Here is a 17,945-nt window from a genome sequence, read left to right on the forward strand (position 1 = left end):
ACAAATAAAATATTAAAATCGATTATCACCATCTAACATTCTACCCAAACCACCTAACAGACTACCTTCTTCTCTACTACTTCCACCAGCTTTTGGAGCAGATGCTATGATTCTATCTGCTAAACGAGTAAATGGCAAAGATTGAATATAAACAACACCTGGACCACGTAATGTAGCAAAGAAAATTCCTTCTCCACCAAAGATTGTATTTTTAATACCTCCTACAAATTCAATATCATAATCTACGTCTTTGGTAAAACCAACTAAGCAACCTGTATCGACACGTAATAATTCTCCTGCTTGCAATTCTTTTTTGGCTAAAGTTCCACCAGAATGTACAAAAGCCATTCCATCTCCTTCAATCTTTTGCATAATAAAACCTTCCCCACCAAACAAACCTGTTCCTAATTTTTTAGAAAATTCAATTCCTACGGCAACACCTTTGGCAGCACATAAAAAAGAATCTTTTTGACATATAAACTTTCCTCCAAATTGTTGTAAATCGATTGGAACAATTTTACCAGGATATGGAGAAGCAAATGATACTTTTCTTTTTCCCATATCAATGTTTTGATAGGCAGTCATAAACAAACTCTCACCTGTTAAAACACGTTTTCCAGCAGACAAAAGTTTTCCAAAAATTCCTGATTGTTGATCTTGACTACCATCACCAAAAATAGTTTCCATCTTGATACCATTCTCCATCATCATGAAACTTCCTGCTTCAGCAACAACTACTTCTTGTGGATCTAATTCAATTTCAACATATTGCATCTCTTCACCATAAATATGGTAATCTATTTCGTGAGCTTTCATATTTTCTTTTCTAAAAGTTTCTAATATGTCGTTCACAAAAAACAAAAGTTACTAAAAAATTAAAATTATTTCAGCGTGTATTTTCTAATTAAGCTATTAAATAGTCGGTATCCTAATCCTCTTCTAAGAAATTTCATAAAATTTGCGTCAAAACCAATAGTATATCTTCTGAATTTTTTACTTGGATTTTCCGCTATTTCATATAATTTTTCAGTAATCAACGGGGTAAGATTAGTGTTTTTATTTGATTTTTTTTGAAGTAAATCAGTTACTTTTTTCATCAAATCATTATATGATTTTACTGAAGTTGAAGGGCATTTTGCAACATTTTTTTGGAAAGAAGTAGGTGCATTCCCAAATTGAACTGTACAAACTTTTATATTCAAATCATATAATTCATAAGCCATACATTCTGAAAAACTTTCAACTGCCTGTTTTGTAGAATGATAAAAACTTCCTAATGGCAGATTTACTAATCCAGCAATTGATGAAATATTGATAAAAAGACCTCCTTTTTGCGCTCTGAAAACCGGAATAAATGCTCTACAAACTTTTACAACGCCCAGCCAATTAATAGCAACAATAGCGTCAATTTTTTCATCTTCAGAAAGTTCTACAAAGCTTCTATAACCTACGCCAGCATTATTAATAATTACATCAATTTTTGAATTTTCTTGCATTATTTTCAGTCTAGCAAGTTCAATACTTTCTGAGCTTGTCACATCTAATTCATAGCATTTAATATTGGAATAATTATTAAAATCAATAGTTTCTTGTACGGATAACATTGTTGCTATTACATTCCAGCCTTTTTCTGCAAAAAAAAGTGCCGTATGCTTTCCAATTCCACTAGCAGCTCCAGTGATTAGTACTGTTTTTTTCAATAGACTCGTTTTAATAATCCAGTTTAATCATTGGAATATAGCGTGAAATTTTTGCTTTTCTTCGGTTGATATATGATGATGAATTTGATGCTTTGTATTTTCTTGGATTTGGCAAAATGGCTGCAATTCCGGCGGCTTCATATCGTGTTAAATTTGCAGCATCTTTTCTAAACCAATGCTTGGCAGCGGCTTCTGCACCATAAACCCCATCACCCATTTCTATACTATTGAGATAAACTTCCATGATACGTTTTTTACCCCAAACCAATTCAATTAAAACTGTATAATAGGCTTCAAGTGCTTTACGAACATAGCTCCTTCCTTGCCATAAAAAAACATTTTTTGCTGTTTGTTGCGAAATAGTGCTTCCTCCTTTTATTTTTTTCCCCTTTTGGTTGCTTTTATAAGCTTTTTGCATCGCTTCAAAATCGAAACCCCAATGTTCTAAAAAACGACCATCTTCACTAGCAATTACAGCTTTTTGAAGATTTAAAGAAATTTCTTCTATTGGAACCCATTCATGACTACATGTCATTTCTTTACCTTCTTTTTTGTGTTCCATTGCCCTAATTCCCATTAATGGAGTAAAGGGAACGGGTACAAATTTGAACAATAAAACCAATAAAAAACTAATGATATTGAACCAAAGAAAAGTCAACCAAAAGAAACGAAGTATTTTTTGTCCAGCAGTTCTTTTTACTGGTTTTTTTGCGGTTTTATTTTGCGTCGATTTTTTTACCATACTTTTAAACTAAATCTGCTAATTCTTGTCCTACTAAACCTCCTATGGCAACACCCATTCCACCCATTCTTACACCACAATAAACGTGACTTGAAAGTTGTTCAACTATAGGTTTTTTATGCATTCCAACTCCCATTGTTCCACTCCAACGATGCTCTACTTCAAATTTGATATTCGGCAAAATTACTGTTTTTAATAATTCTTCCAATTTATTTTGAATTAATTCGGTTGTATCATGAGAAGTTGTGGTTTCACCCTCAAAATCTAAATTTCTACCTCCACCAAAAAGGATTCTATCGTTAATATTTCTGAAATAATAAAAGCCCTTATCTAAATGAAAAGTCCCTTTTATATCTAAATTTGGAATGGGTTTGGTGATCAAAACTTGTGCTCGAGCAGGCTTTACTTGATTATTGGTCAATTGTGCAGCAAAACCATTTGTTGTATATAACAATTTTTTAGTTTTAAAAGAAATTCCATTGGTGACTACCTCAACATTATCGCTTAATTCTTGAAAACTTGTTACGGATTGACTATTTAAAATAAGAATATTATTATCATGAGCCTTTTTCAACAAGGCTTGCATCATATTTCCAGTATCAATTTGGGCCTCAAAAGGATTGAAAATTAAATACTCGAATGTATTATTAAAATTAAAACGATCAACTTCTTTTGAAAATACATCGGTTTTAAAAAGTGGTTTCAAGATATCATTTATAAATGGCATTTTTTGAACACACTCATTATAAAAAGATTCGTCTTCTTTTAGAAACAACTCATAGCCACCATAAGGTTTTAAATCCAAAACTGCATCACCTAAATTTCTTCGAAGTAATTGCAAACCAGCATATCGTTTTTGAACTAGTTGAATAACTTCTTCTTCCGTATGCGTTTTTAAATCATCAATAATTTCAGACAGACTCCCAAAACAGGCAAATCCAGCATTTTTTGTGCTGGCTCCTTGTGGTAAAATTCCTTTTTCAAGAATTAATATTTTAGCAGAAGGAAATCGTTCGCGCAACGCTAATGCAGTATGTAAACCAACAATTCCACTACCTATAATAGTGAAATCAACATTTGAAAACCAATTTTTTAATTCCCAATAACTAAGTTGCATTATTCTTCAAAATTTTAGGTTTTCCTTCTTGCTTTAATTGCTTTCATTATTAAAGGAAATGAAGTTACTGCAATTAAAATTAATATAATAGTTTCAATATGTTTTTTCAAATCTATACCAAATTCATCATTAAAAAAACCATATAGATAATGTCCTGCAAAAACCAATAAAAATGACCACAACAACGAACTCAATACATTGTAGAACATAAATTTACTTTTCGGCATGTGTACAATTCCAGCAATGATGGGTACAAAGGTGCGTACAATAGGTAAAAAACGCGCAAAAATAATAGCAACACCTCCATGCTTTTCAAAGAAAGCTTGAGATTCAAACAAATATTTCTTTTTAAAGAAAAAACTATCCTCTTTATTATATAAAAATTGTCCGCTTGTAGCCCCAAACCAATAACCAAAAATATTTCCTAATGTAGCCGCAGCTGCAATTAATAATGACAAAATAGTAACATTAGAAAAATCGCTTGGAATCATGAAGAAAGTTTCAACTAACTCTCTACTGTAAATTCCAGAAAGAAATAACAAACTATCACCTGGTAAAAAGAAACCCGCAAACAAGCCTGTTTCGGCAAAAACAATGAACAACACCATATAAATTCCAATAGGAATTCCTCCAACTTCCATTGTAATATAGAATTCAGGATTAAAAAGTTTGGTCCAATGAAAATCGTTCATTTTATTCTTCTATTTTAGTTTCCCATTTATCAATAGCAGCTGTTGAAAGTGCATTTCCTAACACATTTGTCATACTACGTGCCATATCACAAAAATGATCAATCGGTAATATTAATGCAATTCCTTCAGGTGGAATTCCAAACATAGCACAAGTAGCTACTACTACAATTAATGAAGCTCTTGGAACTCCAGCAACCCCTTTACTCGTCAACATTAACACCAACAACATAGTCAATTGTTCACCTAAAGACATGTCGATTCCATATACTTGAGCTATAAAAATACTTGCAAAAGTCATATACATCATGCTCCCATCAAGGTTAAAAGAATAACCTAATGGCAAAGTAAACGAAACAATTTTTGGTTGGCATCCAAAACGCTCTAATTCTTCTACCATTTTTGGAAAAACTGCCTCACTACTCGTGGTGGAAAAAGCAATTAATAATGGACTCTTAATACGTTCTAACAATACAAACAAACGTTTTCCTAATATCAAATAACCCACAGTAAGCAATATTATCCAAAGCGCTAAAATCCCTACAAAAAAAGCACCTAAATACTTAGCATATAATGTAAAAACTTCAAATCCATGTTTGGCAATTGCACTTGCTACAGCACCTAAAACCCCAAGTGGAGCAGTCCACATTATATAAGTTACCATTTTTAAAACTACATGTGACACTGTATCTAAAAGTTTTAAAACTGGTTTGGCTTCTTTCTTACTAAAAGCTGCCAAAGCCACCCCAAACAAGATTGAAAAAATTACAATTTGCAAAATTTCATTAGTAGCCAATGCTTCAAATAAACTTTTAGGAATTACGTGTTTGACAAACTCTTCTAATGAAAATCCTTTTGAATTTTCAACTAATTCAGAAGCGCTTGAAGTATCATCTAATTTAATTGTTGTTCCTTTTCCTGGTGCAAAAAAGTTTACTAAAACCATTCCAAGAAGTAATGAAATCAATGAAGCTGAAATAAACCAAGCCATTGCTTTTCCACCAACTCTTCCAACCATTTTCATATCGCCCATTTTTGCAATTCCAACTACTAATGTAGAAAAAACCAATGGTGCAATAATCATTTGCACTAATCGGATAAATATTGTTCCGAGTAATTTTATATTTTTTGAAAAAGACTCAATCGCATCAGGAAACTGATAATGTACAATTCCTCCTAAAGCAACGCCAATGATTAGCGAAACAATGATTAATATAAATAGTTTATTGTTCTTCACGGTACTCTATTTTTAGTTTGTGAAAATACTTATATTTTTTTAAAAAAGTACTACATTTAGCATCGTTTTAAATTTAATCAGTATGAAAAAATACATTTTTCTCATTTTCAGCATGATAACTATGAGTACATTAGCACAGCAAAACCTAACTCCAGAAATTTTATGGCAATTAGGAAGAGTAACTCCTTTGGGAATTTCAAAAGATGGAAAATTATTAGTTTTCAAAGTGGGAACACCTTCTATTGAAGAGAACAAAATCAATTCAAAATACTATACCATTCCAATTCAAGGTGGAAATGCAACTTTTGTAGAAGATTATAAATCATTGCTAGTCGATAAGAATGTTTCTCCAAACGGAAAGCATTTATTGTCTTCTCAAGAAGTAAAAATTGAAAAACTATTAGGTAAAGACATTTATCCTGAATTATCAAAAACTACAGCTCAAGTGTATACTGGTTTAGATTATCGTCATTGGGATACTTGGAATGACGGTACACACAATCATGTTTTTTACAGCACTATAGGTTCGGAAACAGAAAGAGTATTACCTCCAGTTGATATTATGCCAAATGAACCTTATGATGCTCCTCAAAAACCGTTTGGCGGTGATGAAGATTACATTTGGTCACCTGATGGATCAAAAATAATATACGTTTGTAAAAAGAAAGCTGGAACAGCTTATGCAACCAGCACCAACACAGATTTATACGAATACGATTTAGCAACAAAAACCACAAAAAATCTTACCATAAATAATTTAGGTTACGATACACACCCAACATTTTCTCCAAATGGTGATTTATCATGGTTACAAATGAAACGCGATGGTTTTGAAGCCGATAAAAATGATGTCATAGTTCGTCACAAAGGAATGGATATTAATTTAACTGCTGGTTGGGACGGAACAGTTGATAGTTTTACATGGAGTAAAGACGGCAAAAAAGTTTATTTTATTGCGCCTGTTGGAGGAACCAAGCAATTGTTTGAAGTTAATTTTCCTGGGTTAACAAAAATCGCAGTTCGTGTGAACCAATTAACAGATGGTGATTTTGATGTAAATACAATAATTGGTTTTTCAGGCACTTCTGTTTTAGTAGCAAAAACAACACACAATATGGCTACAGAAGTATTTTCGTATGATTTAAAAGTAAAGTCTTGGAAACAAATTACACACGTAAATGACGAAACGTATTCAAAAATTGCTAAATGTACTTCCGAAAAACGCTGGGTAACTACAACAGACGGCAAAAAAATGTTGGTTTGGGTTATTTTACCTCCAAATTTTGATAAAACTAAAAAATATCCGACCCTTTTGTACTGCCAAGGGGGACCACAAAGTGCGTTAACGCAATATTATTCATTCCGTTGGAATTTCCAATTGATGGCGTCACAAGGCTACATTATTGTTGCGCCAAACAGAAGAGGAATGCCAGGTCATGGTGTAAAATGGAATGAGCAAATTTCTGGCGATTGGGGCGGACAAGTTATGGAAGATTATTTAGCTGCTATTGATGATGTAGCTAAGGAATCTTATGTTGATAAAACACGTTTAGGTGCTGTTGGTGCAAGTTATGGTGGATATTCTGTGTTTCAATTGGCTGGAATTCACAAAAATCGTTTCAAAACATTCATTTCGCACTGTGGTATTTTTAATACAGAAAGCATGTATGGAACTACGGAAGAAGTTTTCTTTACTAATTGGGATTCAGGGGGCGCTTATTGGGAAAAAGACAATACTATAGCACAAAAAACATATAACGAATTCAACCCAATTAAATTAATCAACAATTGGAATAAACCGATTTTAATTATTCAAGGCGGAAAAGATTACCGTGTGCCTATCGGACAAGGACAAGAAGCCTTTCAAGCTGCACAATTAAAAGGAATTAAAAGTAAATTCTTGTTGTTCCCAGATGAAAACCATTGGGTATTAAAACCACAAAACGCGTTGGTTTGGCAAAAAGAATTTTTTGGTTGGTTGAAAGAAACACTTTAAAAGCATAAATACAAGGGCAAGCTCAAATTTTAGATTGCTCTTGTATTTGATTTTGACCATTAAAATGATGCCATTTGAAGACATAAAACTCACTATTAAAACCTTTCACAAGCACGGCTTAACGAAAGAAGCGGCATTGTGGTTATTAAAAATCTATCAAATTGAGCATTCAAATTTTGCAGGCTTTGAATTTAGAGAAGCCGCAAAACCAGATTTTATCTTAATGACAACTGAAGGCGAAATTGGTAATCCTCAAATTATTAGAATTCCTGAAAACACTTTTGAATTTCCATTAATTTTGATGCTTAATTTGCTAGCTCATGAGATGATACACGTGAAACAAAAATCGAAAGATATCGCACTTCAAGATAAAAACGAGCGCGAATGGCAGGCTTATTATGAAATGTTGTTTCACAAAGAATTTCCATTAGTCCCAATAGCTACTGTGTATCATCAAAAATTTTTTGCTGAAAAAGCAATGCTATATTACAATCGTTCTGAAAAAGAAGCTAATCCATTGCGATTAAAATATGAATTACAAAAAAAAGAAATCGAGGAGTTAATCAAATCACTTCCTTAATTTTTAACTTCATTGTATTCGTTATCGCTTTTTTATTTTTATAATCTATCCAAGCTTGTCCTTTTCGCTTTCTCATAAAATTATCAAAATGACGCATAAAAAAAACGTTATAAACTGCTTTTATTAAATTTTTAGGCTTTCTAGGAAAAGCTCTCAAACTCATAGAAAATCCTGGTGTTACATATTTCATATAGTGCCAATAACCTTCTGGCATGTACAGCATTTCACCGTGTTTTAAATTACAAACTAAGCCTTTTGCATACTTTAAAGCAGGAAATTTGTCAAAATCAGGTTTGTCAAAATCAATATCTTCTCTTGAAATTAATGAATATGGAACTTTATACAAATAAGGTGTTTGATTAGGTGCAAATAAAATACACTGCTTTGTACCATGGAAATGAAAGTGTAAAATATTAGAATAATCAATATCAAAATGCATAAACACTTTTGAATTTTCTCCACCAAAAAACAACATGGGCAGTTGTTTGACTAATCGCAATCCCATTTTAGGCCAAACAAAATCATTTTGAAGTTGCGGTACTTCTTTCATTAAATTATATAAAAAAATACGATAATTTGTGGGCTTTGATTGCAACAAATCAATATAATCGCTCATTTTCATTTCGGCATGTGCTTCGTTGAAGCCGTCATTATGTGAAACAGGTCTGTCGTCATACAAAGGAACTGTTTTTTCACCAGCTACTTCTTTTATGTAATTTAAATTCCATTTTGAAAATGCTGGCCAAGTTTCAGTGGCATTTTCAATAACAACTGGTATTTGTTTTTTTACATAATTATTGTAAAAATCTACTTTAGAAATATTTTTTACACGCTCAATTTCAGCTAAATGAATTCCACCCATAAATTAATATTTAAAGAACAAAATTATCAAACACTTATGAAAATAGCACTAATTTTATGATAACTTTAGAATTATATACACATCACAATACCATGTCTTCATAGCTTAAAATAGTTGAATATCCCTTTTCTAAAAAATAATCTTTTGGATTTTCTTTAGACAAAACCATTACAAAATCACCGCCCCAAGCCCCTAGACTTTTAACAACTCCTTTAAAATCAGGAAATAATTTTTCTTGGACCGTTTTAGTTTCTAAAACATCACTCATTATGACTTCATGCTGCTCCATTAGTTTAGCAAATTCTTTTCCTTCTTTGCAGTCAATAGCTTGATAAGTAATGGTGTTTATTTTTGAAATTATTTTCCCAGTTTTATGGCGTTGGGTTAAATAATTTGAAATAGCTGATTTACTACTTTGCTTCTGATTCAAATAGACAAAATGAATGTTTTCTTTAAATTGTGGATTAAAATGTATGGCCTTAAAATGAGGAACTTCGTTCTCTAATTGATAAATAATTGGCAAATTGCTTTTTGCACAAGCCACATCATAACCACTTCCACCAAAACTTTTGCTCAATAATTCAAAAGCATCTATTTGCAACCATTGACCAATGTTATTTATCAGCGTTGAAGAAGTGCCTAAACCCCAAATTCTTGGAAAAGTTAAATGTGTTTCAATTTCATAACCTTCTGCATTTAAAAAATTAGGTTGTTGCATGAAAGCTTGATACAAAATTTCAATTAAGGTGTTTTTTACTTTATTATTAGTATAACTAAGTGATTTGTTTTTTATTTCCTCAAAAGTAATTATATCTTGAAACCAAATTGTTTCATCTGCATCAAAACTTATCCATTTTATTAATTGGTTGTTTCCTTTTTTTACGATGAGATTTTGTCCAAAACGAGTAGGAACTGCTAATGCTTTGGCTCCGTCTAAAACTACATACTCACCTGTTAGCAGTAGTTTTCCGTTGCTGTAAAATGTTTGATTTTGCATTAACTTCTTATTTTTTCTAAATAATCGATTACTAAACTGTGAGAAACTGTTGTGTCTTTGAAATAATCTAATACTTTTTGTTTTTCTTCTTTTGTTGCTTGATGTTGGTTTAAAATGTTCATCAAGTGCATTTTCATGTGTCCTTGTTGAATTCCAGTTGTGGTTAGTGATCGTAACGCAGCAAAATTTTGCGCCAAACCTGCTGCAGCAACAATTTGCATTAATTCTTCAGCCGAGGGTTTTTGTAATAATTCCATTGAGAATTTTACTAATGGGTGCAAAGAAGTTAGTCCGCCAACGGTTCCAAGTGCTAAAGGAACGTCCATCCAAAAAGTAAAAATTTCGTTTTCAATTTTCACATGCGATAAACTTGCATATTGTCCCGATTTACTTGCATAGGCGTGAATTCCAGCTTCTACAGCTCTAAAATCATTTCCTGTGGCTAAAACTACAGCGTCAATTCCATTCATTATACCTTTATTGTGTGTTACGGCTCGATAAGGTTCTATTTCTGCTATTTTTACTGCAGTTGCAAATTTTTGGGCAAATTCATTTGAATCAATAGTTGCCGATTCTGAAAGTTGACTAACTGGACAAGAAACTTCGGCTCTAACTACACAATTTGGTACATAATTACTCAAAATACTCATAATAATTTGTATGTTTTTCTCCTCAGATGAAAATCCATCAAAATCATTTGCTAGTGTTTCTAGTGTTTTTGCAAATTGTTCTAAACAAGTGTTGATAAAATTTGCACCCATGCTATCTTTTGTATTAAAAGTTGCATGCAGTTGAAAATAATTTGCAATTTCATGAGTTTTATCGCGCAATTCAATATCTAAAATTCCGCCACCTCGTTTTTGCATATTTTTGGTAATTTCGGCAGTATCTGAAAAGAATTGTGCTTTAATATGATTGAAAAAAGTAGTTAACTTTTCGGTAGTTCCATTAAATAGGAAATGTACTTGACCTATTTTTTCGGTGTTAATAATAGTTGTTTTAAAACCACCACGTTCACCCCAAAATTTTGCCGCTTTTGAAGCTGCTGCAACTACCGAACTTTCTTCAATAGCCATTGGTATCGTATAACTTTTTCCGTTAATAATAAAATTTGGTGCTACACCATAGGGTAAATAAAAATTGGTTAACGTGTTTTCGATGAATTCATCATGTAATTTTTGCAGATTTTCGTCAGAATTCCAATATTTTGTAAGACTTTCTTTTGCTTCTAAAGGATTGATAAAATAATTGTTTGTAATCCAATTTATTTTTTCTTCTTTAGAAAGTTTTGAAAATCCTTTTACGTTTTGAGTCATAGCAGTTGTAATAATCAAATGAAAAGCAAAGATACTAATTGCATTAATTATGAATGCTGTTTATCCATTTAATTGTGGTTTCTTCAAATAAATTTTTATCTATTGGTTTTATTATAAAATCGTTCATACCAATATCAATACATTTCTCTTTTTCTCCGGTAATAATTCCTGCAGTTAAAGCTATAATAATACTGTTTGGATTATATTTTTTAATTTCAGTTGTGGCTTCATATCCATTCATAATTGGCATTTGTATATCCATAAAAATAATATCTGGAAGTTCTTTTTTGGCAATTTCAACCGCTTCTAAACCATTTGAAGCTTCAAATACAGTACAATTTGGCAGCTTGTTTAAAATGAGTGTCTTGGTTAATAGCATATTAATTTTATTATCATCAACAACTAAAAACTTCACATCGTTCAAATGGTTAACATCAATGTTTTCAGCTGTTTTTACCAATTGTTTTTCTTCTGTTATTTTACTAAAATAGTTTTGGAGAACACTAAATTTAACAGGCTTAATTATGCTTTGAACATTTTTATAATAATTAATATCTGGAAAATCCGATGTTGAATTTTGCATCACTAAGACCATAATATTTTTTATTTTTTCTAGCTTTTTAAGCAAACTCAGTACATTTTCTTTACCAATGTATTCTAAATCTAAAAGCAGAAGTTGGTGTTTGTTTTTTTCAGCAAATAACAAGCCATCGAGATCTTCAAGTAGTATATTTTTTGTTTTAATTTGATAAGCGCCCAACATTTTTTGAATTATGCTAGCCACCAATGGATTATCTTCAATTAAAAGTGCTTTCTTGATGTAATTATTTTCTAAAACCAAATGATTATTACAAAATTCAGCTTTTAAAATCAATTCGAAACTAAACACTGAACCAACATTTGGTTTACTAGAAATTTCAAGTTTACTGTTCATCAATTTTAAAAGGCTATTTGAAATTGTTAATCCTAATCCAGTACCTCCAAAATTTCGAGTTGTTGAGTTATCTTCTTGTGTAAAAGCTTCTAATATTTTTGTTTTGTTTTCTTTTTTTATTCCTATTCCAGTATCTTTTACTGCAAATTTAAATTTGGATTCTTTCTCATTAATCACTTTTGCAGTTACTTCTATTTCTATTTGACCTTTTGGTGTAAATTTTATAGCATTACTTAATAGATTTTGAAGAATTTGTTTTAATCTTATTTCATCTACCCAAACAGCACAATGTACATTTTCATGTATGTTTACAATTAATTCTAAGTTTTTTTGATGTGCCATAAATTTCATCATATCAACTGATTGATTAATTAGATTGTGCAAACTAGATTTTTCTTCATTTATTATAAGCTTTCCTGCTTCAATTTTTGAAATATCTAAAATGTCATTGACAACATCCAACAAAGTTTCAGCAGATTGATTTACCGTTGTTAAATATTGTTTTTGAATTTCAGATAATTCAGAATTTAAAAGCAACTTACTAAAACCTATAATCCCGTTAAGAGGTGTACGAATTTCGTGACTCATATTGGCAAGAAATTCTGATTTTGCTTTATTAGAAGATTCGGCAAATTCTTTTGCAACTACTGCTTCTTCGGCAGTTTTTCGTTCTGTAATATCAATTAATACGCCTTCAATAAATGCCAATTGATTATTAATTACAACACCTTCTCCATATTCTTCAATCCAGACAAAAGTTCCGTCCTTTTTTCGAAGTCGACAAGTGACTTGATATGGCTTTTTATTTTGAAGTGCAGATTCTATTTTTTCTCTTACAGCTTCTATTTCATCGGGATGATATAAATCTACCAATGAAATTCTATTATTCATAAAATCATCTCTGTGATAACCTGTTAATTTTTCTATTTCGTCGTTCAAATAAACTTTTGTCCGTGCTTTATCATATTTCACTAAAAATACTGAAGCAGGAATATTATTTGCTAATAATCTAAATTTTTCTTCACTCTCAGCAATTGCTTTTTCGCTATTAATTCTAATAATAGTAGATGAAATGTTATTTGCTAATGTTTGCAAAATGCTTATTTCTTCTTCTGTCCAAATTCTTTCATTTTTACAATCATCAAACCCAATAAATCCTAAAAATAAATCGTTATCAAAAAGCGGAATTACTAATATTGAAATAATTTTTTGGCTAGTTAATATGTTTTTAAAATCCCCTTCGGGAATATCTTTAGTGAGACTTTTATATGTTCTTTTACTCAAAATATTCTCCATAAAATCCGGGAAAGCTTCATGCGGAACACCTTGAAGATCTGGATTATCAATTTCTTGTAAATCAGTTTCAGAAACCCATTCAAAACGTTGACTTAATAAATTGGTTTTTTCATCATTTTCGAAATAATATAACCTGTCAACTTTTAACGTTTTTCCGATTAGCTCTATTGAGTTGTCAAAAATGCTGTTTTTGTCTTTATGAATCAGCAAATTGCTTGTTACTGTAGCAATTGCTGTTAAAATTTCATTTTTATATAAAATTTGTCTTTCAGCTGTTTTTCTTTTAGTTGTTTCTATCGCTAAGGCAACAATGTCTGCAATTGTTTTTGCGAAATTAATATCTTCATTTGACCAATATCTTATTTCATTAGTAGCTTCTAAACAGAAAATAGCTTCTAATTCTCCTGCGATATATATTGGAAAATCTAACAATGACTTAATATTAAATTTTGGAAAATAATCGACATAAAACTCATTTAAGGCAGAATTAGAAAATACATCAGAAGCAATAATTATTGGTTCTTGTTTAATTGCTTCAAAATAATTTTTAAAATCTTTTTTATATAATGTTAAGTCTGCATAATGTTTATCTTCATTATACACATAAATATTATGAAGTTCAATACTATCTAAATGATTTTTCCAAATACTAACACGGTCAATGTTTAACCCAATGGCAGTTTCTTTACAAATATGTTGTATGATAGATTCTAGATCTGGAAAGTTTAAAAAGTTCAACGTAGACAAACGATTAGAAACTGCATTTAAACGCGAAATTTCTTCCATTCGTTTTTGTTCTTCAATTTCTATTGATTTTGAAAAAGTAATATCTCTAATAATACATGAATATCCAATAATTTCATTGTTTTCGTCTCTCTTCACTGATACTTTTTGAGAAACCCAAAGTTCTTCTTTGTTTTTCTTTAAGATTGGAAATTCTAATAAATCATATTCATCTGTTTCTTGATTAATATTATTAATGTAATAATTCATAACAGATTCTCTATAGTCTGCACGAATAAAAAAGCTGTAATTTTTTCCAATGATTTCGTCAATTTTATACCCTGATAATTTTAGAGTAAATTTATTTACATAAGTAATAGTTCCATATTTATCACTTTCATAAATAATATCTTTAGCGTTTTGAATTAGATTTGCATATTTTCGTTCTAAATTTATTTTTGAAGTAACATCTTGACCTGTTGCAACATAAATGTTTTTAGTATGTTTAAAATCGGTCCACTGAATAAACTTATAATCGCCATTTTTACACTTTAATTTCCTAAAATAAACTGCATTAGGTTTAAATTTAAGATTATAATCTCCCGCTTCAAAATCTGCATCTTCAGTCAATGCCCAAAAAGCATCTCCTAGTACTTCTTCGGGGGAATATCCTAGTATTTTACTTATTGATTCGTTGCAATACAATACTTTTCCTAAGTTATCTGTTGCAATAATGATAGAATTTGTATTATCAATTATATCTTGAGTAAAAAGTAATTTTTCATTGTTCTTGACATTTCTTATAAATTGAGACAAATGAATTATTAATGTTATAAAAAGACAATTCAAAAGCACAATAATTACAAAAGTTTCTGTTGGTTTTTGATACAATAATGCTAACAATAAAAGAAAATTCACAAAAACAAAATAGATATAATATGTAAATCTTTTAAAAACAAAAAGCGCAAAGAATAAAATAAGGATATATTTAGAAAAAAGAATAAAATGAACAGATTTAATAAAAAAATTATAGCTTATAATTGCCCAAAGAATTAAAAAACAATAAGTAAAAAAGGCGCTCGAATATTTTGTGATTTTTTTAAAAGAGGTTAAAGCAAACAGCAAAATACAAATTGCCCCTATCGAATAACCTGAATAAAAATTGATATCAATATGTATTTCGAAAAAAGAATAAAAAATTTCAGTTATTGGAAAAATTAAAGCCAAATAAAGAAAGTAAAACTGATATTCTTGTGAAGATTGATTGGTAATTTTACTCTTAAAGGTTGTTAAATCAATTTTTGAAGTTCGTAATTGATGATGTAATAATGCTGTTAAAAAAATAATTAAAATAACGACATAAAAAACAATATAAAAATAAGAAGCACCAAAGTTTCCTGATAATAAACTAATATCTTTTTGTAGGGGTAATATCATTCAATACTATTAAAATATCGTTTATAAATATAATTAAAAAAAATTTAAAAAATCAAAAACTTGATTAAATGAAGTTAAAAATATGGTTATTTGATAAATTTTCACTAAAATTGGTGTTTTTTAGAACATAATTCTCATGAAAAAATATCTTATTACGCTACTATTTATTGTAGCATGCTCATTATCAGCTACTGCCCAACAAAAAATTACATTAGAAGAAATTTGGGGTGGCGCCTTCCGTACCAAAGGAATGGACGAATTGAATGCAATGAAAAACACCAACCAGTATACGGTGTTAAATTTTGACCGAGCTTCAAAAAGTTTTCAAATTGATTTGTATGATTTTGCTACTTTAGAAAAAGTAAGCACATTATTTGATACTAAAAATCATTCCGAGATAACTTCAATTGACAGTTACTCTTTTGACAAAAACGAAAAAAAGATATTGATAGCAACCAATTCAAATCCTATTTTTCGTCATTCTTTCACAGCTGACTATTTTGTTTATGATATTACAACACGAAAAATCAGCAAATTCACAAATAGACAAATTCAAGAGCCAACTTTTTCTGCAGATGGAACTAAAATCGCATACGGCTTTGAAAACAACTTATATGTCTATGATTATATTTCAGATGCAACAGTTACACTAACATTTGATGGCAAGAAAAACGCAATCATTAATGGAATTACTGACTGGGTATATGAAGAAGAGTTTGCATTTGTAAAGGCATACGATTGGAATATTTCCGGAAGCAAAATTGCATACATCAAATTTGACGAAACAGAAGTTCCAGAATTTTCAATGGATTTATACAATGAAGGTTTATATCCTACTCAAAGTGCTTTTAAATACCCGAAAGCAGGAGAAAAAAATGCTATTGTTTCTCTACACATATATGACTTAAAGACAAATACAACACAAAAAATCAATTTAGGGAATTATAATGACTTTTATATTCCTAGAATAAAATGGACAAATGAAACAAATACATTGAGTGTCCAAGTAATGAATCGTCACCAAAACAACTTAGACTTACACTTCGTAGATGCAACAACTGGCAGCACAAAAATTGTTTTAAATGAAAAAGACAAAGCTTATATTGACATCACTGACAATTTAACTTTCTTAAAAGACAACAGCTTTATTTGGACCTCCGAAAAAGACGGATTCAATCATATATACCACTATGACAAGACAGGTAAATTAAAAAAGCAAATCACCAAAGGAGCTTGGGAAGTAACAAATTACTATGGTTTTGATGAAAAATCAGGAATAATATACTACCAATCAGTAGAAAATGGTTCAATCAATAGAGATGTTTATGCCATTAAGATTGACGGAAAATCAAAAGTAAGATTATCTTCTAAAACTGGAACTAATAACGCAACATTTAGTCCTAATTTTCAATTTTTTATAAATGCTTATTCTAGCGCAACAGTTGCACCAACACACACATTAAACAACTCAAAAACTGGCGCGCTTGTAAAAACAATTATTTCTAATGAAGCAGTTGAACAAAAATTAGCCAAATATGATGTAGCACCAAAAGAGTTTTTTGTTTTAACAACAGAAAAAGGACATCAATTAAACGCTTGGATGATAAAACCAAAAAACTTTGATGCAACTAAGAAGTATCCTGTTTTCATGTATCAATATTCTGGCCCTGGATCACAACAAGTTAATAACGATTGGAATAGTACAGATGATTATTGGTTTATGATGTTAGCCCAGCAAGGTTACATTGTAGCTTGTGTGGACGGAAGAGGAACAGGTTTCAAAGGAGCTGCTTTCAAAAAATGCACGCAAAAAGAATTAGGAAAATACGAAGTAGAAGATCAAATCGATGCGGCTAAAATAATCGGAAAATACAACTATGTTGACGCTTCAAGAATTGGGATTTTTGGTTGGAGCTATGGTGGATTTATGTCGTCAAACTGTTTGTTCCAAGGGGCTGATGTGTTCAAAATGGCAATTGCAGTAGCTCCAGTAACTTCATGGAGATATTATGATAGTATTTACACAGAGCGTTACATGCAAACACCACAAGAAAATGCTAGTGGTTACGACAATAACTCACCTATCAATCATGTTAGCAAATTGAAAGGAAACTTTTTGTTAGTTCATGGAACAGCCGATGATAACGTTCATGTTCAAAATACAATGAAAATGGTAGAAGCATTAGTACAAGCCAACAAACAATTTGATTGGGCCATTTATCCAGATAAAAACCACGGCATTTATGGCGGAAAAACACGTTTACAATTGTATACTAAAATGACAAATTTTATTAAAGAAAAATTATAATAAACCAATAA

Annotated in this window: 13 protein-coding genes; 3 read left to right on the forward strand and 10 right to left on the reverse strand. The window is 30.6% G+C overall.

Annotation, left to right across the window (positions count from 1 at the left end; all coding sequences use genetic code 11):
- Positions 1-12: 12 nt before the first annotated feature.
- From VK164_RS08515 to VK164_RS08540, 6 genes are all read right to left on the reverse strand, one after another.
- Positions 13-816 carry a TIGR00266 family protein gene (locus tag VK164_RS08515; RefSeq protein ID WP_324208998.1) on the reverse strand — a complete coding sequence of 268 codons (804 nt, stop codon included), beginning with the start codon at positions 814-816 and terminating at the stop codon, positions 13-15.
- A gap of 65 nt (positions 817-881) precedes the next feature.
- On the reverse strand, positions 882-1,700 hold the full coding sequence (locus tag VK164_RS08520) for an SDR family NAD(P)-dependent oxidoreductase (RefSeq protein WP_324208934.1): 819 nt from the start codon (positions 1,698-1,700) through the stop codon (positions 882-884).
- 10 nt (positions 1,701-1,710) lie between these two features.
- Positions 1,711-2,442 (reverse strand): monofunctional biosynthetic peptidoglycan transglycosylase, encoded by a 732-nt coding sequence (gene mtgA, locus VK164_RS08525; protein WP_324208935.1) that lies wholly within the window; start codon positions 2,440-2,442, stop codon positions 1,711-1,713.
- Positions 2,443-2,446: 4 nt separating this feature from the next.
- The gene (locus VK164_RS08530) at positions 2,447-3,559 is read right to left on the reverse strand and encodes an FAD-dependent oxidoreductase (protein WP_324208936.1); all 1,113 of its coding nucleotides are present in this window, start codon (positions 3,557-3,559) and stop codon (positions 2,447-2,449) included.
- A 14-nt stretch (positions 3,560-3,573) separates the two neighbouring features.
- Positions 3,574-4,251: a DedA family protein gene (locus VK164_RS08535; RefSeq protein ID WP_324208937.1), complete on the reverse strand. Its 678-nt coding sequence runs from the start codon at positions 4,249-4,251 to the stop codon at positions 3,574-3,576.
- A gap of 1 nt (position 4,252) precedes the next feature.
- Complete coding sequence (locus VK164_RS08540) at positions 4,253-5,485, reverse strand: dicarboxylate/amino acid:cation symporter (RefSeq protein ID WP_324208938.1); 1,233 nt, start codon at positions 5,483-5,485, stop codon at positions 4,253-4,255.
- A gap of 82 nt (positions 5,486-5,567) precedes the next feature.
- Here VK164_RS08540 and VK164_RS08545 point away from each other — a divergent pair, with 82 nt between their 5' ends.
- The gene (locus VK164_RS08545; RefSeq protein ID WP_324208939.1) at positions 5,568-7,481 is read left to right on the forward strand and encodes a S9 family peptidase; all 1,914 of its coding nucleotides are present in this window, start codon (positions 5,568-5,570) and stop codon (positions 7,479-7,481) included.
- A 64-nt stretch (positions 7,482-7,545) separates the two neighbouring features.
- Positions 7,546-8,061, forward strand: coding sequence for a hypothetical protein (locus VK164_RS08550; protein ID WP_324208940.1), 516 nt, complete (start codon positions 7,546-7,548; stop codon positions 8,059-8,061).
- Here the strand turns inward: VK164_RS08550 and VK164_RS08555 are convergent.
- The 4 genes from VK164_RS08555 to VK164_RS08570 all read right to left on the reverse strand — a co-directional run bounded on the left by VK164_RS08555 (position 8,045) and on the right by VK164_RS08570 (position 15,107).
- Positions 8,045-8,923, reverse strand: a complete 879-nt coding sequence (locus VK164_RS08555) for a cupin-like domain-containing protein (protein WP_324208941.1) — start codon at positions 8,921-8,923, stop codon at positions 8,045-8,047. The genes VK164_RS08550 and VK164_RS08555 overlap by 17 nt on opposite strands.
- Before the next feature lie 82 nt (positions 8,924-9,005).
- Complete coding sequence (locus VK164_RS08560; RefSeq protein ID WP_324208942.1) at positions 9,006-9,920, reverse strand: GYDIA family GHMP kinase; 915 nt, start codon at positions 9,918-9,920, stop codon at positions 9,006-9,008.
- A complete protein-coding gene (locus tag VK164_RS08565; RefSeq protein WP_324208943.1) occupies positions 9,920-11,236 on the reverse strand; it encodes a hydroxymethylglutaryl-CoA reductase, degradative in 1,317 nt (438 codons plus the stop codon). Before VK164_RS08565 ends, VK164_RS08560 begins: the two co-directional genes overlap by 1 nt.
- Before the next feature lie 43 nt (positions 11,237-11,279).
- Positions 11,280-15,107 (reverse strand): PAS domain S-box protein, encoded by a 3,828-nt coding sequence (locus VK164_RS08570; RefSeq protein ID WP_324208944.1) that lies wholly within the window; start codon positions 15,105-15,107, stop codon positions 11,280-11,282.
- A 655-nt stretch (positions 15,108-15,762) separates the two neighbouring features.
- On the opposite strand from VK164_RS08570, the gene VK164_RS08575 reads away from it, so the two are divergent.
- Positions 15,763-17,934 (forward strand): S9 family peptidase, encoded by a 2,172-nt coding sequence (locus tag VK164_RS08575; RefSeq protein ID WP_324208945.1) that lies wholly within the window; start codon positions 15,763-15,765, stop codon positions 17,932-17,934.
- Positions 17,935-17,945 lie beyond the last annotated feature (11 nt).

The sequence above is a fragment of the Flavobacterium sp. genome (genome assembly GCF_035299005.1).
In the GTDB taxonomy this organism is placed as follows: domain Bacteria; phylum Bacteroidota; class Bacteroidia; order Flavobacteriales; family Flavobacteriaceae; genus Flavobacterium.